At 41.7% G+C, this 22,154-nt stretch carries 20 protein-coding genes and 1 pseudogene; 7 read left to right on the top strand and 14 right to left on the bottom strand.

Annotated elements, in window-relative coordinates; all coding sequences use genetic code 11:
- The first annotated feature begins 455 nt into the window (after positions 1-455).
- The 4 genes from OGM63_RS23635 to OGM63_RS23620 all read left to right on the top strand — a co-directional run bounded on the left by OGM63_RS23635 (position 456) and on the right by OGM63_RS23620 (position 6,101).
- Positions 456-650, top strand: coding sequence for a type II toxin-antitoxin system Phd/YefM family antitoxin (locus OGM63_RS23635; protein ID WP_318528538.1), 195 nt, complete (start codon positions 456-458; stop codon positions 648-650).
- An 8-nt stretch (positions 651-658) separates the two neighbouring features.
- Positions 659-982 (top strand): Txe/YoeB family addiction module toxin, encoded by a 324-nt coding sequence (locus tag OGM63_RS23630; RefSeq protein WP_263748116.1) that lies wholly within the window; start codon positions 659-661, stop codon positions 980-982.
- A gap of 423 nt (positions 983-1,405) precedes the next feature.
- Entirely contained in the window at positions 1,406-2,434 is a 1,029-nt protein-coding gene (locus OGM63_RS23625) for a 2-hydroxyacid dehydrogenase (RefSeq protein WP_263748115.1), read from the top strand.
- 601 nt (positions 2,435-3,035) lie between these two features.
- Positions 3,036-6,101 carry a plasmid replication protein, CyRepA1 family gene (locus OGM63_RS23620; RefSeq protein WP_263748114.1) on the top strand — a complete coding sequence of 1,022 codons (3,066 nt, stop codon included), beginning with the start codon at positions 3,036-3,038 and terminating at the stop codon, positions 6,099-6,101.
- 177 nt (positions 6,102-6,278) lie between these two features.
- Here OGM63_RS23620 and OGM63_RS23615 read toward each other — a convergent pair whose 3' ends face one another.
- The 7 genes from OGM63_RS23615 to OGM63_RS23580 form a co-directional block, all read right to left on the bottom strand.
- Positions 6,279-6,956: a response regulator gene (locus OGM63_RS23615; RefSeq protein ID WP_263748113.1), complete on the bottom strand. Its 678-nt coding sequence runs from the start codon at positions 6,954-6,956 to the stop codon at positions 6,279-6,281.
- Positions 6,957-7,058: 102 nt separating this feature from the next.
- Positions 7,059-8,033, bottom strand: coding sequence for a GTPase Era (gene era / locus OGM63_RS23610; protein WP_263748112.1), 975 nt, complete (start codon positions 8,031-8,033; stop codon positions 7,059-7,061).
- 360 nt (positions 8,034-8,393) lie between these two features.
- The gene (locus tag OGM63_RS23600; RefSeq protein ID WP_263748111.1) at positions 8,394-8,600 is read right to left on the bottom strand and encodes a hypothetical protein; all 207 of its coding nucleotides are present in this window, start codon (positions 8,598-8,600) and stop codon (positions 8,394-8,396) included.
- A gap of 123 nt (positions 8,601-8,723) precedes the next feature.
- Positions 8,724-9,614 carry a M14 family metallopeptidase gene (locus OGM63_RS23595; protein ID WP_263748109.1) on the bottom strand — a complete coding sequence of 297 codons (891 nt, stop codon included), beginning with the start codon at positions 9,612-9,614 and terminating at the stop codon, positions 8,724-8,726.
- On the bottom strand, positions 9,562-10,806 hold the full coding sequence (locus tag OGM63_RS23590; RefSeq protein WP_263748108.1) for an RNA-guided endonuclease InsQ/TnpB family protein: 1,245 nt from the start codon (positions 10,804-10,806) through the stop codon (positions 9,562-9,564). Before OGM63_RS23590 ends, OGM63_RS23595 begins: the two co-directional genes overlap by 53 nt.
- A 23-nt stretch (positions 10,807-10,829) precedes the next feature.
- Entirely contained in the window at positions 10,830-11,099 is a 270-nt protein-coding gene (locus tag OGM63_RS23585; protein WP_263748107.1) for a hypothetical protein, read from the bottom strand.
- Positions 11,100-11,147: 48 nt separating this feature from the next.
- The gene (locus OGM63_RS23580; protein WP_263748106.1) at positions 11,148-11,786 is read right to left on the bottom strand and encodes a histidine phosphatase family protein; all 639 of its coding nucleotides are present in this window, start codon (positions 11,784-11,786) and stop codon (positions 11,148-11,150) included.
- 204 nt (positions 11,787-11,990) lie between these two features.
- Between OGM63_RS23580 and OGM63_RS23575 the strand changes: the two genes are divergently transcribed.
- Entirely contained in the window at positions 11,991-13,388 is a 1,398-nt protein-coding gene (locus OGM63_RS23575; RefSeq protein WP_263748105.1) for a carotenoid oxygenase family protein, read from the top strand.
- A gap of 90 nt (positions 13,389-13,478) precedes the next feature.
- Here OGM63_RS23575 and OGM63_RS23570 read toward each other — a convergent pair whose 3' ends face one another.
- The 6 genes and pseudogenes from OGM63_RS23570 to OGM63_RS23550 all read right to left on the bottom strand — a co-directional run bounded on the left by OGM63_RS23570 (position 13,479) and on the right by OGM63_RS23550 (position 18,131).
- Positions 13,479-14,852: a PrsW family glutamic-type intramembrane protease gene (locus OGM63_RS23570; protein ID WP_263748104.1), complete on the bottom strand. Its 1,374-nt coding sequence runs from the start codon at positions 14,850-14,852 to the stop codon at positions 13,479-13,481.
- A gap of 423 nt (positions 14,853-15,275) precedes the next feature.
- Complete coding sequence (locus OGM63_RS29660) at positions 15,276-15,449, bottom strand: hypothetical protein (protein WP_318528537.1); 174 nt, start codon at positions 15,447-15,449, stop codon at positions 15,276-15,278.
- A gap of 182 nt (positions 15,450-15,631) precedes the next feature.
- Positions 15,632-16,090: a nitrate reductase associated protein gene (locus tag OGM63_RS23560; protein WP_263748103.1), complete on the bottom strand. Its 459-nt coding sequence runs from the start codon at positions 16,088-16,090 to the stop codon at positions 15,632-15,634.
- 17 nt (positions 16,091-16,107) lie between these two features.
- On the bottom strand, positions 16,108-16,707 hold the full coding sequence (locus OGM63_RS23555; RefSeq protein WP_318528536.1) for a phosphate-starvation-inducible PsiE family protein: 600 nt from the start codon (positions 16,705-16,707) through the stop codon (positions 16,108-16,110).
- Between the two features lie 343 nt (positions 16,708-17,050).
- Positions 17,051-17,146, bottom strand: a pseudogene (locus OGM63_RS29980) (molybdopterin dinucleotide binding domain-containing protein); the annotation flags it as partial.
- Between the two features lie 214 nt (positions 17,147-17,360).
- The gene (locus tag OGM63_RS23550) at positions 17,361-18,131 is read right to left on the bottom strand and encodes a helix-turn-helix transcriptional regulator (RefSeq protein ID WP_263748102.1); all 771 of its coding nucleotides are present in this window, start codon (positions 18,129-18,131) and stop codon (positions 17,361-17,363) included.
- Between the two features lie 54 nt (positions 18,132-18,185).
- Between OGM63_RS23550 and OGM63_RS23545 the strand changes: the two genes are divergently transcribed.
- Positions 18,186-18,632, top strand: a complete 447-nt coding sequence (locus OGM63_RS23545) for a DUF6220 domain-containing protein (RefSeq protein WP_263748101.1) — start codon at positions 18,186-18,188, stop codon at positions 18,630-18,632.
- A complete protein-coding gene (locus OGM63_RS23540) occupies positions 18,629-19,456 on the top strand; it encodes a sulfurtransferase (RefSeq protein ID WP_263748100.1) in 828 nt (275 codons plus the stop codon). Before OGM63_RS23545 ends, OGM63_RS23540 begins: the two co-directional genes overlap by 4 nt.
- A gap of 18 nt (positions 19,457-19,474) precedes the next feature.
- On the opposite strand, the gene OGM63_RS23535 is transcribed toward OGM63_RS23540, so the two are convergent.
- Positions 19,475-21,814: a molybdopterin oxidoreductase family protein gene (locus OGM63_RS23535; protein WP_263748099.1), complete on the bottom strand. Its 2,340-nt coding sequence runs from the start codon at positions 21,812-21,814 to the stop codon at positions 19,475-19,477.
- Between the last annotated feature and the right edge of the window lie 340 nt (positions 21,815-22,154).

The following is a 22,154-nucleotide window of genomic DNA, read 5'->3' as shown; positions in this document are numbered from 1 at the left end:
TTCAACAAATTTAACGAAACGTGGACTTCCCGTTCGACCCTGTAACAGGCTGGTCAGTTTTGACAGAACTGCGGTTTACAAACCGGATAATTATGCCTTGGTTTTCGGCACTGGTTCAAGAATACCAACAATTTATAACGCTGTCAACTTTCTCGCCTTGAGCAACCATGAATAACTTTAGCCAAGAATTTGACGATTTAATCTAGCTCTTCCTTTGGTACAAGTGCGACTTTGGGTGAAAATAATCTTGAATCCTAAATTTTTGCTTTAATTTGATATCACGGGAATATTCGCCAATGCCTAAGGCTGACAATCGTTACAAGAGCGATCGCCTCAAGTTATGATCTAGTCAAAAGCCATACAGCAAAACAAAAAACTCTCATCATGTCCAATCAGACAACCTTAAATGATGCTAGTGCCAGAAAACGCCCAACTGTGTGAGCAAGTAGTTAGCGATCGCTCTGGTCGTAATTATTACGCGACAAGAAGGCGAAAGCGTTGCCATAATTGCTGTTGAGGAACTAAACAGTTTACTAGAAACAGCTTATTTACTTCGCTCACCGAAAAATGCTACCCGCCTGTTGACAGCTTTGTCAAGAGCAAAAGCTAGAACTTTAGAACCTCAAAGCATTAACGAACTACGCTACTGAGTTGGGTATTGACGAAGAAAAAGAAGAATGAAACCCAACCCCAGGAAATAAAAGTTCGAGATGCTGTTTTTCATCCAGAATTTAGAGAAGACCTTGCTTATTGGGTAAAAACAAATCGCAAAACTGCATTGCGTGCGTTTGACTTAATTGAAGCAATTATGCGAGATCCGTTTATAGGTATTGGTAAGCCAGAACCATTGAAATACTTAGATTCGGATGCATGGTCACGGCGACTCACCCAAGAACATCGTATTATTTACTTTATTAGCGGCGATCGCATTGATTTTCGCGTCTGCTCGATATCACTATTACAGCAATTTTCATCTATTTGAACCACACATCAAAAACCAAAACCTATGTAGAGACGTTACATGTAACGTCTCTACAATAAGGGTCTATTTACCCGAAAATTGCTGTAAAGTTAGGATTTAGGCAGAATGATGAAATAACGAACCGCCAAGGGCCCCAAGGACACCAAGATTCATCGGTTAGAGAGGGTTTTTGCGTAAATCAGGAAAGTATTACCGCGTAGAATTAATGATGCGTTACCACCAAACCCCTAGAGACGTTACATGTAACGTGTCTACATTGTTTTTCAAAGATGTGTAATGAATCCTAAATATTTGCTTTAATTTGATATCACGGGAATATTCGCGAATCCTTAAGACTGACAATCGTTACAAGAGCGATCGCATAACTTCACATTAAGCTATCATTTATAAGGAAAGCCATACAGCATATAGCTGAGGTGAAGAGTGAAAGTAGCAGTCTTCAGTACAAAAGTCTACGATCGCCAGTTTTTAGAGGCTGCAAATTCTCGCAACGAACACGATCTAGTCTTCTTTGAACCCCGTCTCAATAAGGATACTGCCATTTTAGCCGCTGGATTTCCGGCAGTTTGTGTATTTGTACATGACCAAGCTGATGCCGCAACTTTAGAGATTTTAGCATCAGGGGGAACTCGTCTTTTAGCATTACGTTGTGCCGGCTTCAACAACGTAGATTTAAAAGCCGCAGACGAGTTAGGAATTACCGTTGTCCGTGTTCCCGCTTACTCACCCTACGCAGTGGCAGAACACACCGTAGGACTCATTCTCTGCCTCAATCGCAAGATTCATCGCGCTTATAACCGCATCCGTGAAGGCAATTTTTCCCTCGATGGACTCTTGGGATTTGATTTGCACGGACGCACCGTCGGGATTATCGGTACTGGTAAAATCGGTCAAATTCTCGCCCAAATTATGAAAGGATTTGGTTTGAGTCTCCTCGCCTACGACGTGTATCGCAACCCAGAACTTGAAGCATTGGGTGCGAAGTATGTTGAGAAGAAGGAATTATTCGCCAACTCTGATATTATCTCATTGCATTGTCCCCTAATGCCAGAAACTCATCATTTAATTAACGACAAGGCAGTAGAACAGATGAAATCCGGTGTGATGCTGATTAACACTAGTCGAGGTGCGCTAATTGATGCCACAGCCGTCACCAAAGGCTTGAAATCAGGTAAAATCGGCTCTTTGGGTATTGATGTATACGAGCAGGAGGCAGATTTATTTTTTGAGGATTTGTCTAGTGCGATTATTCAGGATGACGTTTTCGAGCGTTTGATAATGTTTCCCAACGTTCTGGTTACCGGACATCAAGCGTTTTTTACGGAAAATGCCGTAAGTAAAATTGCAGAGACAACTATAGGCAATATTACTGATGTTGAACACAATCGTCCCTGTGCAAATGAGATTCGCGCTGAACCGACTAAGCTAGTAGTTGGCGAACAAAAGTCTTGACTCACATCTTGCACCATTCTCGATTAGCAGCATTGCCCACCCAGAAATAAATTTCACAGACTTTTAGCGCGCATTCCACTCAAGTAGACTCAAACCCTTGTTCAGTCTTCTTAAGAAGACTTTAGCTATCAGCCTTAGAATTCATTCTAAGGCGGTTGTTGAGAATGATGCAAGATGTCAGGTCAAACCCAGTTAAGCCCCAAATCCTCGTAAAGACGTAGCAATGCTACGTCTCTACATACATATCATGTCCGTTTAATTAACAGTAATAAAAACCTACCTACCGTCGTAGAGACGTTCCAGCGGAACATCTCTACTGGAACGTCTAAACAAAAGTAAGTAATAAACCTGTCATGATATTAGCCCCTAGTCTCTTCTAAGTATTGTACTGATTCCTCAAAATTTAATACCAATAAATATCACAATACAAAAATATTACCAGAGCAATACACGAGACTAGACAGCCCTTTCATAAATGCAACTGTGTCTTTTTTATAACAAAGTGTTAAAAGCATCATCAAACTAGACGACACCACATATGAATCATCCGCAGATGCATGATACCTTGTAACTCGGTCGTTTCGCATTTTCGCCTTACCTGATGCAGCACTATTTACACCCCCAACACCTTGAGGAATTAGTCAATAGCTCAGGTATAGATTTTAACCTAGCTCAGATAAATTTCCGCTCGCTCCAAGATAGAACTGCTTATGAATATTTGTTAATTTCTGAACGCCTCCCGCGTAAAAATAGCGGTATGGTGAAAAATGAGTGGTTGCAACGTTACGCTCATATTACCGCAGGCGGTTGGTGGTGTTCTGGACTTGACCCATTGGATAATTGGCAGATGATGGAATGGGGATGCTTTAAGCCAAATCAACCCCGACTAAATCAAAATAGCAAATCTATCAAATACGAACATCCCCCCAGCACACCAACGCGGGTATTTTGTCTGCGGGTAACGTTGGGCATCTGGCAGCAAGTTGCCAAACGTTACAATATAGCCATACCTGAAGATATCAACATTGCTGACAATGGTGAAGCTGTAGGTTTTTGGGAATGGGTGATGCAACGAAACATACCTATAATTATCTGCGAAGGTGTAAAGAAAGCCGCTGCATTGTTAACTCAAGGATATGTAGCGATCGCAGTTCCGGGAATTACCAGCGGTTATCGTGTCGTCAAAGATGAATTTGGTCAAGTTACCAGTCGTCAACTAATCCCAGATTTAGCAGCTTTTGCGATAACAAAACGCACCTGTTATATTTGCTTTGATTTTGAAACAGAACCGAAAAAAATCGCCGCAGTAAATAACGCAATTTCTCAACTTGGTTTTTTATTCCAAGGTAAAAGTTGCCCCGTTCAAGTCATCGAACTTCCCGGAAAAGAAAAAGGCGTCGATGAATTTATCGTTGCCAAAAATGCAGGTGCATTTGAGCAAGTTTATCGGCAAAGTGTTGATTTAGAAGTTTATATTGCTCAAACAAAACCGCACACCGCTTTAACCATTCCCCCAGCACTCACCCTCAACCGTCGCTATTTAGGAGAAGTCCCTTTCCCCGCTTCTGGATTAGTCGGAGTAAAATCAGCCAAAGGAACCGGAAAAACCACAGCACTGCAAGCAGTAGTCAATCAAGCCAAAAGCCAAAATAAACCCGTTTTATTAATAACCCACCGCATCCAACTAGGACGCTTCTTATGTGAAAAAATCGGCATTAATTGGAAAATACGTAGTCAGCGCTTCAGCGCTCAATCCCTAGGACTATGCATCGATTCCCTCTGGAAACTTAACCCCGAAGATTGGCACGGAGCAATCATAATATTAGACGAAGTAGAACAATCTTTATGGCATTTACTCAACAGCAATACTTGTAAAGATAAACGCATCAAAATTTTCAAAGTATTTCAGCAGCTAATTACCACTGTGTTAACCACTGGAGGGTTAATTATTGCCCAAGATGCCGATTTATCAGATGTTTCTCTAGAATATTTGCAGGGATTAGCAGGTATTAAATTAACTCCTTGGGTAGTTGTAAATCAATGGAAGCCAGAGCGAGGTTGGGATGTAACTTTTTATGATTCCCCTAACCCAACACCGCTAATTCATCAACTCGAATTAGAGTTACTTGCCGGACGTAAATGTTATATTACTACTGATAGTCGTTCTGGGCGTTATAGCTGTGAAACCATCGAAGGTTATTTAAAAGAGCGTTTAGAAAGATTGCAAAAGGAATTTCCCAAAACTCTGGTTGTTAGCAGCCACACAACAAACACACCCGGACATAAAGCGGTTGATTTTGTTGCAGAAATTAATCAAAAAGTAACTGAATATAATGCGGTTTTTGTGACTCCTAGCCTCGGTACGGGAATCAGTATTGATGTCGAACATTTCGACAGTGTTTATGGCATCTTCCAAGGGGTAATAACTGACTCAGAAGCACGACAAGCATTAGCGAGAGTCCGTGATGATGTGCCGCGTATTGTTTGGTGTGCTAAACGCGGTATAGGTTTAATTGGTAGTGGGAGCACAAATTATCGTTTACTTTCTCATTGGTATCAAGAAAATCAAAAAGAAAATTTAGCTTTACTCAGTCCGTTGCATAAAATAGATGTTGATTTGCCATCAGTTTATGACCCAATTCATTTAAGAAGTTGGGCAAAGATGTCCGCAAGGGTGAATGCTTCTATTACTTTTTATCGCAAATCGATGAAAGAGAATTTGATTGCTGACGGTCATCAAATTTGGGTAAGAAGTAATGCTGTTAACAATAATATTATTCGCGATTTACGACTTGCCTTTTTAGCAACTGATGCGGATGAGTCGGTAACTCGACGAAGGTTAATTTTAAATATTGTCAAAGTCCAAAAAGATTGGTCACAAAGTCGGCAAAAGGCAAAAGAAATTAAACACAAGATTCAAGAAATTAAGCGACAAAATCAATTATCAGCAGCGATCGCTGTAACTAATGCGAGAGATATTGATGATGGAGAATATCAGCAATTGTTAGTTAAGCATTCTCTCACTGATGGGGAACGGAATCAAATTGATAAATATATTCTCAAAAAAAGATATGGTGTTGAGGTTACTCCACTGCTGAAGTTAAGAAATGACAAAGGATATTATTCTCAATTATTAACTCACTATTATTTAACTCACGAAAGCGAGTATTTTTGGGTTAGAGATAAGCAAGAATGGTATCAGCAGTTATCTTGGGGTGAAGGGAAGGTTTTTCTCCCCGATATAAAAACTTATACGCTGAAAGTTGAAGCTTTGAGAGCATTGGGGATGCAACAGTTTCTGGAAGCGGGACGCAGATTTAGTGAGAATGATGCTGATTTGATATTATTAAAAAATACGGCGTTGCAGTGCAGCAAGCATATTAGAAGGACGCTGGGGATTAATTTGGTGCAGGATAAAGAGCGGGTTTTGGGGATGAAAATTCTTGGTAGATTGTTAAATTTGTTGGGTTTGAAGTTGAAGCGAGTGAATGAGGTTTTTCAAATCGATTTAGCGACGCTTGATGATGGGAGAAAAGATATATTTGCAGTTTGGAATGAAAGGGACGAGTTGATGTTGGTGAATGTTAAGGGTGTCCCATGTGAAATTGTTGATAACCCCTCAGACTGGAAGGGTGAGGCTATCCTAGTACAAGCAAAAACTAGGTGAGGGCTAACCCATGCTATCACGGATATTTCTGGCATATTAGACATCTCCAGAGTCATACGTAGAGACGTTGCATGTGCTACGTCTAATCAAGGGTTTCGCTTAACGCATAACAACGCTCTCCCCCGTCTTTAAAGACGGGGTTTATCCCTATAAGCATAGCGGTCGATGTCTATTATATCACACCAACCCAGAACGCAGGGCGACAACTGCTGCCTGGACGCGATCGTCAACTGCTAATTTGTTCATAATCCCTCGGACGTGAGTTTTCACCGTGTTGGGACTGAGATAGAGTTTTTCGGCAATCTCTGGATTGCTTAATCCGTCTACCATCAGTTTCAAAACTTCTAACTCACGTCCTGATAAATTTGCTGTATTACCTGTGGGGGAAGGAGGTTTAAGATTTTCAATTACTTGTCTGGCAATTTGCGGATCGAGATAAGCTGCACCTTCAACCGCAGCTGCGATCGCATTCAACAACCGCTCGACACTCGCCCCTTTGATACAATAAGCATCTGCACCGCTAGATAACGCGGCAATAATTTCTGTCTCTGTTTTGTGAGATGTCAGCATTACTACATGGGTTTCTGGTAATGCTGCTTTGATTTGTTGTGTTGCCGCAATTCCATCCAATCGGGGTAAACCAATATCCATCACCACCAAATCAGGTTTGAGTTTCAGTGCAGCTTGCACACCTAAATAACCATCTTCCGCTTGTCCGACAATTTGCAACTGAGGATGAGTCATTAACGACTGTTCTAATCCGAGTTGCATCATCGGATCGTCTTCAACAATTAACACCCGTAAAGGTGCAGCATCGGTCGGCAGATTAAACGAAGAGACTGTATTTGAAGACATTTTATATTAGTTAATAGTCAACAATAAACTGTCAATAGTCAATAGTTAATAGCCATTAATCATTGACTATGGACTATGGATTAATGACTATTGACTAACTTCTTATTCTTCCACGCGATAACCCAATTCTGCCAAACTGACGCGAGACTGACGCCACTTTGGTTGAACTTTGACGAATAATTCTAGATAGACTTTGCCAGCGATTAACTTTTGGATTTGTTCCCGAGCTGCACTACCTATAGCTTTGAGCATAGCTCCACCTTTGCCGATGAGAATGCCTTTTTGGGAATCTCGTTCAACGTTGATGGTTGCGAGTACACGAGTGATAGCTGGTGTTTCTTCCACTTTCTCGATCGCGATCGCTACTGAATGGGGAACTTCCTCACGAGTTAACAACAAAATCTGTTCTCGAATTAATTCCCCCATAATAAAGCGTTCCGGTTGGTCAGTTACCAAGTCGGGTGGATAGTAGAATGGTCCTCGTTCTAAATCTTCAATTAATAAATTTTGCAGCTCTGGCAATCCCGTCCCAGTCTTGGCAGAAAATTTTACTGTTTGCCATTCAAAGGATTTTGCTAATTCACTGTAACTATCGTCTATAATCTGAGAATATGAGGGTTGTTGATCGCTTTTGTTTACACCTAAAATTATTGGTGTTTCGCTTTTAGTCAGTAAATCAGCAATATAGCGATCGCCTGTACCACAACTTGTCGAGCCATCCACTACAAACAGCACTACATCCACCGATTCAATCGCAATTTTCGCATTTCTCACCAGCACTTCCCCTAATTGGTGATGGGGTTTGTGTATTCCTGGTGTATCAACAAATATTAACTGCGCTTCTGGTGTCGTTAAAATGCCTCGCAAACGATTGCGTGTAGTTTGCGCTACTGGAGAAGTTATGGCAATTTTTTGTCCTACTAATTGATTCATCAACGTAGATTTACCGACATTTGGACGACCGATAATGCCGATAAAACCTGATTTGAACTCAGGAGGAGCTTGGGGGACAGTTACTTCTCCTGAAAAAGAGAAGGTGTAATTATCAATACTTTTCACCTTTGGCTCCACCGTCATAATTTATATATATGATAAATTGATTTTATTGCAGACAAAAAAAACATATAATCACCCTGGAAGTTTTGACGATTGCCTTTACTTAAGTTTAATTTACTACTAAATATATTTTTTGGAGCATAATGTCATAAAAGATATGGGAGAACGAAAATGCTCTGGGGATTCTGACTAGTACAGCTAACTGCTGGTGGTACAATGTCAGGAAAAACTAACAAAGACGATCCTTTTGCCTTGCCGATGGCAGATGGAAGTATATGCGATCGCGAATTATCATGCTTATTGCAGGCTATGACCAATTAGGTTTAGGAGCTTGACCCAATTTTGTGTTCGGATTCCCGAATTCTTGAAAATGTGGGGAATCTAACTCCTTATTTTTAACTGATAACTCCCATCACAAACGTAACCGTTCACAGCTTGATTGCTAGAAGTATCATAAACCAATCCATCTTGTTTGCAGCAGACATCAACGACAACAGGTAACTTACCCTCTTTATTAAAACTAAGAATTTGATAAAGTCGTTCTCCAGCTTTGACTTCACTACCCAATTCTACCCTTGATTGAATCATTCCCCCGGAGGAAGCATAATATTTTATGACATTACTTCTATTTCTAAAACATGTTTTCTCATAAATGCTTTCATCCACAGTTCAATCAAATTGCAAAACACCTTTTTTAATTATACATAGACGTCAAAATGAATGTAGAGACGTAGCTAGCTTACGTCTAATCAAGGGTTTGGATAACGCATATTTAATTTTCACGTCTATGTCTATTAAATAATTTTTCACACCACGCACACCTTTAGCAACGGAATCAGGAATCATCTGCATTCCCGTACCCAGTTCGAGTGTCCAAGCTTCCACATCAAACTTAATTTTTCTCCCAAGCTGTTGAAAAGAATCTTCCAACGCTAACCAAGGTTTGATGAAAGCTTCATCAAAAGCATCACCATCATATTTATCAAGTAAAAATCCATGTTCGAGTAAGAAATATTTAGCACTTTCTTCGCGATTTCGGAAATAATAAAGGTAATTTATTCCCTGATTGGAAGCACTGTGTAAATCAATCAAGTAGTCTGCATCTAAACTGAGAGATTGTAATTGATAGCGAAACAGTTCAGTATAAGGTACGCTACTAGGAGAATTAATTTTATCTAAAAGTTCTCCAAACTTATCCTTTATTTTGCTGAGATAATTCTGTCTGACAACCTCAATATCAAAATGAAGTTGAGATTTAGCGAAAGCGATTAAATCATCAGCTTCCTTTTCATAATACCAAAAAATGCGATTCCAATCCTTCGCTTCATAAACGCAATATCTACCAGAAGAAAAAACATGCGATCGCTCATTAGTTCCCATCGGATTACAAACAGGAACCAGCCAAACTTCTCCAGTCAAATCAGTATCCTTCACCATCTGTAAAAACGAAATCAACTGGTGAATAACAGCATTCCCAGCAATTTCCGCACCATGCAGATTCGATTGAATTTGACACTCCCCGCATCTATTGACACGGGGATTCTTGAATCTAAGATATAACTTGCTCAAGCAGGTTTTCACCAACAAGAGTAGAGGTTTCATCTCCCCAAGCGTTGCCTGCATCTAGTGCAGAGGTTCCGATATGCCCTACCGTACCCAAGGAGCGAAATAGTATGTTTCTAGCAGCATTTTCATCCCTATCCATCACACACCCGCACTTGCAAACATGCGTCCTAGTAGATAGTGTTTTCTTGACAATGACTCCGCAGCTAGAGCATTCCTGGCTCGTATATTGCGGATTAACCGCAACCGTGACTCGCTTGAATACTTTTCCAAAATATTCAAGCCAAACACGAAACTGATACCAAGATGCGTCATTTATAGACTTGGCTAAACAATGATTTTTCACCATATTTTTAATTCTCAAATCTTCGTAGGCTATCAAGTCGTTAGACTGAACTACGCACCGTGCCAATTTCACAGCATGGTCTTTACGTTGCCTACTTATTTTGAGGTGGCGCTTACCTAAAATCTGCCTAGCTTTGCCTCTATTCTTTGAACCTTTTACTTTTTTAGATACTCGACGTTGAGAACGTTTGAGAACTTTTTCACCTTGACGGAGAAACTTAGGGTTTTCAACCATTGTTCCATCAGAATCGGTGTAGTATTCTTTCAACCCAACATCTAACCCCACGGTGCTGCCAGTCGGTTCTATATTCTCGGAACGGTCTACATCAATGCAAAACTGAACATATACGCCATCCGCACGTTTTACCAATCTCACCCGCTTAATTTGGTTAATTTGGTAGAAGTGCAAGTCACGAGTACCTTTTAGCTTTAACCGTCCAATACCTTTTCTGTCGCTGAAAGTTATGTTTTTACGGTCATCCGCAAGTTTCCATCCTGATGTTTTGTATTCAACAGAACGACAATCTTTTTGGAACTGAGGATACCCCTTCTTGCCCAACGGGAGAATCAGTTTGCCGGAACGGAAACCGTCCCCGGCAACTGATTCACCAGAAATACCCTTCTTGCAGTTGTCATAAAACCGAGAGATAGAAGACCATGCTCGTTCAGCAGAGGCTTGTCTTGCCATTGAATTGAGTTCCGAGGCAAAAGGAAAGTTAGCCGCAAGTACAGCACAATATTTCTGCAAATCATTTTTACCTGTGCTTTTAACGTCCATCCATAGCCGAATACAGCTATTACGAATAAACTTAGCGGTTCTGATTGCATCGTCTACTGCGGCGAATTGTGCAGCCTTTCCGTAAGCCTTGAACTCAAATACAAGCATTGTTTTTACCTCCTGTTCTTATACTAGCGAACCTGGCGTAAAATATTAAGATAGTTGAAAAACTTCATACAATATTCACAGGGGTTAAAACCCCCGGAGTCGTTTTTCATCCCCGGTCTTACGCTGTAGAATGCGGTACTACGTACCTGTTCTTCCGGGGCTTTCAAACTTCCCCGACTTTCACCGTAAACCTTCTTACCAGCATTAGTGCCAACAGACTTGTAAACTTGTAGCGATAAAACATCACCACTAGCCATTTGCCGCAAAGGAATGGTAGAAATAGTAGGAAGCATGACAAATATACTCTTTGCGCCTTTGCGGCTAGAAGTGAGATTATCCTATTACGTTCCCGGCAAATTCCGCAACCGGTCATCTAGATGAGTGCGGTCAGCCAAAACCTTCAACAAAGGTCCGTGGGAACCAAATTCTATCACACTCACCGACCCAACCGGACATCCTAAACGAAAGCGAAAGCGTCCCACATCAATTCCCAACAGACTGCATAGCATAATTCTGATAGTTGCTTTATGAGAAACAATTAACACATTGCCATTGCGATAAAGCTGCTTAATTTCTTCAATAACCTGGGTAGCACGAGAAGCTATAGCCACAGCCATTTCTCCACCAGTCGGTGCATACCACGCCGGATCTGCCAACCAGCGGATATAATCATCGTGGAATTCCATACTAACCGCTTCTGGTGTGCTTCCTTCCCACTTCCCGTAGTGAATTTCCTTTAAACCATCCCGCAGTTGTGGTTGTATTTCAATAGCTTCACACAAAGGTCTTGCTGTTGCCAAAGTTCTGTGCATGGGACTGCAAAAAATTGCTTCCCAAGAAGTAGAACTGTATGAAGAAGCAAAACCCTTTGCCATTTCCATACCATCTGGGGTAAGTTCTGGATCTAGGGAACCGCAAAAAGCATTATTGCGACTCCATTCTGTCTGTCCGTGACGCAGGAAATAAAGAGTTAGGGTCATGGGATTTTAGATTTTGGATTTGAGATTTTGCCGAAAGTCTGAGGGTTGGTTTCCTAGGATCAAAGCTGAGGTGTTCGATTAGAATGCATCCAAAGGCGGATTGTGATATGGGACGGATATCCATAACTATAGTCAGAACCAGAATACAGGCGATCGCTAATATATTGAACAAAGTGCTAAGAATAAATTCACATATCATCACAAATGGTTACAACAGCAGTCAATCCCTATCTTGATGGAAACTTTGCACCAGTATACAAAGAAATCACCACTGACACGCTGAAAGTCATTGGTGAACTACCGGACGACTTATCGGGGATGTTGGTGCGAAATGGTCCCAATCCGCAATGGGCACCCATCGGACAGTATCACTGGTTTGATGGGGATGGAATGTTGCATGGTGTGCGAATTAGCAACGGGAAAGCTACTTATCGCAATCGCTACGTGCAAACAAAAGGATGGAAAATAGAGCATGAAGCGGGTAAGGCTGTTTGGAGTGGCATGTTGGAACCCTCACAGAAAGATAACCCCCACAATTTCTACAAGAATGCGGCTAATACTGCTTTAATTTGGCACGCAGGTCAATTCTTAGCGCTGTGGGAAGGTGGTGCACCTCATGTTATTAAGGTTCCCGATTTAGATACAATTGGCGAATATACCTATAAGAGTCAGTTGACTTCTGCTTTTACAGCACATCCAAAGGTAGACCCGGTAACGGGTGAGATGATGTTTTTTGGTTACTCCTTCGCGCCACCATATCTGGAATATAGTGTAGTTGACCCGTTGGGTGAACTATTGCGGACAGTACCGATTGATTTGCCGATGGGAGTGATGATGCATGATTTCGCCATCACCGAAAATTATACAATTTTTATGGATCTGCCCTTGACTTTTAGCCCGCAACGGGCGCAGAAGGGAGAACCGATGATGATGTTTGAGAGCGATCGCCCCAGTCGTTTTGGTATTGTCCCACGTCACGGCGACAACAGCAACATCCGCTGGTTTGAAAGTCCCCCTTGCTACGTCTTTCATACCCTCAACGCTTACGAAGAAGGCAACGAAGTAGTGCTGATTGCCTGTCGGATGAGTTCTACTAAGGTTTTAATTACTAAAGATACACAACCCGATCCAGATGGGGATATCCCCCGCTTGCATCAATGGCGTTTTAACCTTACCACTGGTAAAGTACGTGAGGAAATGTTAAATGATATACCTGCGGAATTTCCTCGTGTCAATGAAAATTTCTTAGGAAGACAAACCCGATACGGCTACGCTGGTAAAATGGCCCAGGGTTCCATGCCTTTGTTCGATGGTTTAATTAAATACGACCATCACAATGGTAAGTCTCAAACCCACGAATTCGGACGAGGACGCTATGGTGGTGAAGCGGTTTTTGTACCTTTTCCCAATGCTACATCAGAAGATCAAGGCTGGCTGATAAGTTTTGTTCACGATACCAGAGAAGACACATGTGAACTTGTGGTAGTTAATGCCCAAGATGTAAATGCTGAACCTGTAGCACGAGTGTTAATTCCGCAACGTGTTCCCTACGGTTTTCACGGTGCTTGGATTTCGGAAGAACAGTTGAGCGTTTCTGTATAAATAAAACCGCAATTTCGTTCCCATGCTCTTCATGGGAACCTACTTGATGGATGATGTCATAAGGGTCGCTAAAAGTTGATCGCGAATCTCTCATTTTGGTCCGATAAAACGGGTAGCGAAATTTTGCGATCGCGTTGGAGATAATACCCGTGCTTTGAGAATTGCTGCCATCAAAAAGGCATAAGACAACACCCCAACCACCACCAAAAGTAAGGTATTGATAGACCCTGTTGCGTTCCACAAAGCGTGGAGTGCTGAAGCGCTAAGATAACCAACAGGCAAAATCTGCCAACTTCTGCGGGGCTTGAGAACAGCTAACCCGATAAAATACCCTAGATACCCGCTGTAAGCCATGTGTCCGGCAACAGAGCCTAAAATGCGAGGAATTAACAGTTGTAATCCGATTAGTTGACCAGCAGCTGCGATACCTCCCGCTTGTTGGGTCGCATTTTGAATCGATGGTACATACTGCCCCAAAGTTTCTAACAACGTGAAACCCACAGCCGAAGCAGTTCCCAGAAGAATGCCATCTAGAGGTTCCCAAACACCGACACGTTCTGCTATTGGTGAGGGTAATAAGCGAGCGATCGCACAAGCTCCTAATACTGGCAGTGCCTTCAGTAATTCCTCCATCAAACCAGCGCCAAAAAAGTAACGTACCAGTAACTCTGTGAAGGTGGTAGCATCTTCAGGAGAGGGCAACTTACCTGGTAAGATAACGCGAAATACAAAGATAAATATATCTAATAAAGGACTCAGTAAAATCAGCGCAGTCGCTAATGCTGAAGCTAGTAGCACCCACCAAGGCTTTTGTTTGCCGCAAAGCTGATAGACAAAATAGTAAGCCGCAAAAGCGATGTAAGTGGCAACAATAACTTGATTGGCTTGGGGATGACCTACCGTGGCAAACATGAGGACGACAAAAACTACTGTCAGCATTCCCGGTATCAGGTATGCTTTACGAGTTAAATCTTTGCCAGTAGAAATAATCGGAAACAGTTGAGTAAAGCTTACAGAATCTGGTTTTTGCATCGACTGGAGAGGAGTCGCTGCTGGTGGCAACGGTTTAGAAACAGGTTGCGACATCACCGTTGCTTGGGGGATGATTTCGTACTCAAACAGCAATTCTGGACCATCATAACCTAAAGTTATGCGATCGCCTGGTTGCAATTCCTGAGTACCTTGCAAGCGTTTTCCATTTAAATAAGTGCCATTAGCACTATTTAAATCAGAAATTACCCAGCTAAATCTACCATCTGCCGATGAAGACACCGGACGAACCACCGCATGACGACGGGATACCATCCGATAGTTCATGGCATCGAAGACTACTTGGCAATTGGGGTCACGTCCAATTACCCCATCTTTACTGGCAAGCAGCGAGTAGCGAGATGCTGACCCAAATGCTTCATTACCAGGCACTAGCCGCAGAAAAGCATTATGTCTTGCGTTTTTCCCTGTCATTGAGTTAGAATTCTTTTCTCAATTAATTCGCTTAAATTATCACAGCAGCAGGACTTAACCGTAGCCATATCAACAGCAGCATTGCTAAATACAATATAGCCTCACTTACTGTTAAACAATTAGAAATTTATAAATCAAAATTTAAGATCCTATTATCCCTCACAGGTAAGGATTCTGCCTATCTCAGCTGTAGAAGTGCATTCTTTTTGGTAAGCTGTATAAAGTTATAGCTCATGGTTTATCTGCTTCCAACCACCTGATTAAAGTTTAAATTTATGACAATTAATTAAATCTTAGTAGTGTTTACCAAGACTAATTGTATTTAAAAGTATAAAAAGTAGAAAACTTTTTCTAGAGAGGTAAGCCACGAAACCTCTCAACGATGAGATCAGTTATTTTTTGTCCCTGGCAATTAACCTCTGATTACTCGCTATCCCAAAACTTATAGACCAAGACCTTTAATTCACTTTCGTGACCTCTAGATGCTCTACCTTTGTTCCCAGTAGTTTCAGGAATTCGACGTTCCCAGCGAGGATGAGCAAGGCAAGCTTGAGCTGTAACTAAATTATCATCAACTATTGCCTCATCAGCCGACACATCTACATCACCTGCTTTTTGATCGAGACAAACTGCAATCTGCTCTATATCCTACCATTTGCAACCCTTGAAAGGGAACCATCACCTCGTAATCTTCCAAGTCACCAACAATCATCAAAATTTTCTTTGTATAAATATTATGTTTGTGTTAGTTGGTGGTTGTTAGTTGGAGCGTTGTTCTACTATCCAGTATATAAATTAAATTCGGCGATCGCTTTCGGAAAATTTTCGTTTTCATGTCCTGGACGACTGAGTTTCAGTAGAGAGAACCGCTGCAACTCAGTTAAATCTCTCCACTGTTGGGGTGTGATGGTGAAACCTATTTCTTGAGCTTTTTGCTGAAGGCTATCTGGCATATTATTAGCATCCATCCATGCGGGATGAGGATCGATAGACAATGTTGACGCTGGTGTGCCGCTACGTTGTAAAATCAAATTCTCAAGATACTCGCGGTAAGCTTGAATTTCGCTTTCTGTGGTGCAAGGTAATTCTACTAAAGCTTCATGCTCAACTTGCGTCATGTGGCTCCAATCGGATAATTTCAACTTAATACCACAGGTATCGAGTTTGTAGCGCACTTGCATGGGAATGCAACGTAGAGATTCAACAAAATCTGCCTCGAATTTAAAGAAGACTGCCATAAAATTCCTACGATGATTTAAGATTTTGATTTAGAATTGCTGTAACGAATAATCCAATAACTTATTGATAAGGCGAAAATGGCAATTCCCAGCCCAATTACTTCAACTCCATCGGTTTTTTCTAAATCGAGTATAATAATTTTCCGAGATACAGCAATCAAAGAAGTTACAATAACTAACTCAACCTGAACAACGTGTTTTCGCAGATAAGCTGTGATATTTTCTAATATTTCTAAGGCAATTAAAATATTTAGAAATAAACCAAATATTTTAAATAATGTTTTGTTGATTTCACCATATGCTGTGGTAAAAAGTTCTTTAATCAGAAGAGCTCCCAAGTCAAAAATCGCTACTAAAATTACCAACACCATAGCTAGAGATAAAACTTTGGAAACTACCACCTCTATGCTTTCAATGTGGTGCATAAAGTTGTCATCTTTGGTAGCTTCTTTAAATTGCCTAAATAGCTTCCACATCTTCTGCACCCCCCTGTGAAGTAAAAAGTGAAAAGCAAAAAGAAAAAAGAAAAACCCCATAGATAAATCTATAGGATGGAAAAAGGATGCCTTACCAATTCGCGCTTTGTATTTAGAAGGCGCTTTTTTCTTGTCTTTCATATCTCAAGCTAGGAGACAGTCAATAGTCAATAATCAATAGTTACAAAAGCTATTGAGTATGAAATATTCACAAATTCCCGGATTGCTAAACATATTGTGGTGTATGTCTAGCAGCTTATCATTCTTAGGGTGGCAGTTGATAATGATTATTTTAATGCGTAATATTGATTAATACAGAAAGACTTTGAGCCACCCTGTATTTTATCTGTACTTTCGTTAATAAATGCGTTAAATTGTCACCAAAAGTGGTAATGATGTCAGCTGACACCACTGATTAATGACACTTGTTCATGGGAAAGGGGAAAGGGGAAAGGGGAAGGGGAAAAGAGGAAAGGAATTTTCTCAGCGTACCCCAATGCATGGGGACAAAGACTGTACCAGGTGCGATCGCTTTTGTTACTAAGCGAATAAATTTGGATTTTCCCCGACGCGATCGCACGAATATCCACTAGACCTAGATGTGAAAATTAAATATGCGTCAACCAAACCCTTGTATAGACGCGATCGTCTGAAGTCTCTACATTTTTTTTCCTTTACCATGAACCCGTCTTATCCCCAACCCCCCTTTACCCCTCTTCATGAATGCACCCCCGATGAAGTAAAAACAAAAAACAAAAAGATGCTTATATCTTTGCCTGGGATTAAAATCGCTGTTACTTGGATTGAGAAAGCTTTGTATTTGAGAAAAGCCGCGCTACCAACTCAGCACGAGATGATACTTCAATCTTGCGAAATATCCGTTTTAAAGCTTGCTTAACAGAATTTTCTGTAATCCAAAGTGCTGTACCGATTTCAGCATTTGTTAGCCCTTGTGCTACCAATTCGGCAATTTGAATTTCACGCTGGGTTAAGCGATTAATTGCCAAAGAATTTAATTCTGTGGGTTGCGACCATAATGTTGCTAACTTGGTTGATAAATGCAGGCACAGCGCACTTAAATCGGCAACATTCTGAACATTAAAAGCAGAAGAACCTCGAACACGGGTAAAGCCAACTGCCCCAACAAGACGACCATTACTGACAATTGGTCCAGCCATCACATGTCCGTGGTCAAAACGGGAGCATATAGTCTTCCAAATACCAGAAGGTAATAACAATTCTTCATGAACTGGAGCATGATGCTCGACTATGTAGCGCAAAACCGGATTATGTTCAACAGATAAAGCCAATTTCATCATTCCCTGAATATTTGTCTCGGTAGGGGGAAGCTCATGAAATAAAAAAAGCTTCCGACGTTGGGCAACAAAATAGTCACTGATTTGAACCATAACGTGCAGTCGTAATTCTTGCTCATTACTAGCATCAGCTATTGCTTCAAATAAAGACTGCAAGGAGTTTGTCATTATTACTGCTGCCAAGAGTACTCGTTCGAGGACTAGCCGCGATCGCGCTTTTGTTCTTAGTATAGATTTTGTTGCGATCAAAACATTGACCCAAACATCAGGCTTAGTCCTAATTTCCCCCAAGAATCATCAATCATGACCATAGATTTTAACTTTGATAGCGTGCAGCCATCTGTACGCAAGTTTCAAATTGGCTTTTACTGGGTAGCCACGCTTTTCAATCTTTGCCTAATTGCCCAGGTATTGACGGTAGGACTAGCATTCTTCCACAACCCTGAGTGGTGGAATATCCATGTTTGGTTAGTACGGGGATACGGTGGATTGGCAGCGATCCTGCTTATATGGGTGTTCTTGATTTCGTTTCCCCGACGAGTGCAAAGCCTGACAGCTAGTATTGCAGTACTACTGGGACTGCAATTTCTCACAATTCACCTAAATTCACCTTTTCCCTTATCAGTATTCCACCCACTTATCGGCTTTACACTGTTCTCTGTTTCCACAACTCTAGTTCATCGTGTGCGGCAAACGGTGTTTCCATCAAATGCGGTTGATATTTCAGACAATAAGGAGTCATTATCATGAATTACGCTCATCCTGAAGTTCTCGTAGACACTCAATGGGTTGCTGAACATTTAAGCGATCGCAAAGTGCGTGTTATTCAAACCGATATGGATATGACCGCTTATAACTCTGGTCATATTCCAGGTGCCGTCTTCTGGAACGCATTCACCACCTTCATGCAACCCGATTACCGTTTCAATTTCGAATATAAGGCATTTTCAGAACTGCTTGCACGCTCAGGTATTGCAAATGATACAACCGTCATTATTTATAGCGACCATAATGCTGGTGCTAATTGTGCCTTTTGGTTCCTAAAAGTATTTGGACATAACGATGTACGGGTAATGAATGGTGGTCGCAAAAAATGGCTTCTCGAAAAACGCTCGATTTCTACTGAAATCCCCACTATCACGCCAACAATATATACACTAAAGAATTTTGATATAAGTATCCGAGCTATGCAAGAGCAGGTAAAAGCAGCAATTAACACAAAATCAGCTTTAGTGGATGTGCGTACACACCAAGAGTATTGCGGTGAATTATTCATGATGAAGCCACCAGAAAAAAATGAGCGTGCCGGTCACATCAAGAGTGCAATTCATCTTTTTTATGAATTAGCTTTGAACGAAGATGATACGTTTAAATCAGCCGAAGAACTGTATGCTTTATACAGCAGTAAAGGCATCACCCCTAATAAGGAAGTGATAACCTACTGTGCATTTGGGGCACGTTCCTCTCATACTTGGTTTGTCTTAAAGTATTTGCTGGGCTATGAGAATGTACGCAATTACGACGGTTCTTGGAATGAATGGAGCAGATTACCTGACACGCAAGTTGAGACTTGAGAGTATTTCGTGGGTGCTTTAAGTAACAACTCCACTAGTTAATGATACTTGGTTACGCAACTCGGTATTAACAGTAATTGGCACTAGTTGTACCGCACAAGCTTTTAATTCTGGTTGGAGTGAGTCGGGGCAAGATTCGGGATGGGTGAGAGCGTTTGCTTCAGAATTCTCTGCCCACAGCGCACCCCAATGCATGGGGACAAAGACTGTACCAGGTGCGATCGCTCTGGTAATTTTTGCCGGAAATTTGGATTTTCCCCGACGCGATCGCACTTCTATCCACTGATTATCTGTAATATTCAACCCAGAAGCATCACGGGGATGAATCTCAATAAACGGTTGCGGATGCATCGAGCGAATTTTTTCAATGCGACCGGTGCGTGTTTGAGTGTGCCAATGTCCGTAAAGTCGCCCAGTTGTCAGCACAAAGGGATAATCAGGATCGGGTGGTTCTGCTAGTCCTCGTGAATGATATGCCCCAAATCGAGCGCGTCCATCAGGAGTGTGAAAACGCAAATCGGTGTAAAGGCGTTTAGAGTTAGGTACAGACGTTCCATCGGAACGTCTGTACAAAAGTTCGGAGTTAGGAGTTGAAGATTTTAATTCATAACTCTTAACTCCTAACTCATAACTTTTTTCTCCCCCTTCTTCTTCAAAACTGAGAACACCTGTATCCGAATCGATATATATCGGCTCAGGTTTCTTTTCTGGGTGGGGCCATTGAGTCGAACCTTCCGTCTGTAATTGCTCGTGACTCATACCTGTCATATCGCAAGGACGGTTGCAAGTCAGTTTGACAAACTCAGTATATACTTCAGCGGAGTTTGTAAAAGAAAATTCTTTCTCAAAACCTAAACGCCGACCAACTTCCGCAAAAATTTCCCAATCGGCTTTCGCTTCCCCTGGGGGTGTCCGGAATGCTTGACATAAGGTGACTACTCGTTCGGAGTTTGTCATCACACCAGTTTTCTCACCCCATTGGGCTGCGGGTAACAAAACGTGAGCGTAAGCAGCGGTTTCTGTGGGATGATAGGCATCTTGATAGATTGTAAAAGGCGATCGCCACAATGCTTTTTTCGTCCGTTCCAAATCTGGCATACTCACAGCCGGATTAGTCGCTGCAATCCACAGTAAACCAACATTACCATTTTCTAACTCAGTAATCATATCCCACACCGACAAACCAGGGTTGGGGGAAATTTGCCCCGGCTTCAGTCCCCAAAATTCCTCAACTTCCCCTCGCTGCTGGGCATTTTTGACGGTGCGATAACCGGGTAATAGATGTGATAAACCTCCCGCTTCGCGTCCTCCCATCGCGTTTGGCTGACCAGTCAAGGAAAAAGGTCCCGCTCCAGGTTTACCAATTTGTCCGGTCATTAAGTGCAAATTTATGATGGTTCTGACTTTAGCCGTACCTTCTGATGATTGATTGACACCCATTGACCACATCGACAGCACCCGCTTTGATTGACCCCAGTAACGAGCTGCTGTTTCTAAGTCTTCAACGCTGATACCACATCGATGAGCTACCACGTCTGGGGAATAATGGCGAATCACCTCAGCGTATGCGGGGAAGTTGCTGGTGCAGTCCTCGATGAATGCGGGATCGATGTAATTCCAGCGCATCAATAAGTGAGCGATACCATTTAACAAGTCGATATCTGTACCGGGACGAATCGCTAAATGTAAATCTGCGGCTTCTGCGGTTGGTGTGCGTCGGGGATCGACCACAATCATTTTCACTTTGCGATTCTTTTTGTGGTACTTCTCCAATCGGTTGAAAATGATGGGGTGACATTCAGCCGTATTCGTACCAATTAAAAAGGCACAGTCGGTTAACTCTAAGTCATCGTAGCAGCAGGGGGGACCATCTGCGCCAAAGCTTTGAATGTAGCCAGCTACAGCACTGGACATGCACAAGCGAGAGTTGGCATCAAAGTTGTTAGTACCCAAACAGCCTTTCATCAGTTTCTGAGCTATGTAATAGTCCTCAGTTTGAAATTGACCGGAACCATACATACATATGGCTTGTACTCCTTGGGTCAAGCGCACAGTTTGAATTCGCTGGGTGATGAGATCAAAAGCTTCATCCCAAGTTGCGCGGCGAAATTCCTGTTCTAAGGAGTCTCGTACCATTGGGTAGCGTAATCTATTTTTATCTAAAGATTCGGCGATCGTTGCCCCTTTGACACACACCATACCTTGACTTGATGGGTGCGCTTTGTCACCCCGCACCCGCCAAATTGGATTTCCTTGGCTATCTCGATTAGTTGCTTTGCCATGTTGCGCTGGGGGGGAGACTTCTAGTCCACAGCCGACACCACAGTAAGGACACACGGTTTTGGTAATTTCAGTCATGGCGTTTGTACCGTATTCACCAATTGTCTAAATTTTGAACAATAAGGCTTGTAAAGACATAATTAAGAGCGAATATATGTCAAAAATTGAACCTATTGTAGAGACGTTCCAATGGAACGTCTCTACGATTCATCCCACGGTTATGCAATGCCGAAAAATCTGATAGTTTCTGTTAATAAAATTTCTCAAATTCGTTGGATAAACTTTCGGAAGTTTTATCATTAGTATTTTTACTTATTGAATATCAATGACAACAAATAAAATGTATTTGCTGATACTTTTTATTGATTTATTTGTCGTTTTTTTTTTGATGTAATTTTGACAATTTTGATAAAAATAC

The organism is Plectonema radiosum NIES-515 (assembly GCF_025753815.1).
Lineage (GTDB): Bacteria > Cyanobacteriota > Cyanobacteriia > Cyanobacteriales > Nostocaceae > Hassallia > Hassallia radiosum_A.
Note: the sequence above shows the minus strand (reverse complement) of the source record. Positions and strands in the feature narration are given on the sequence as shown.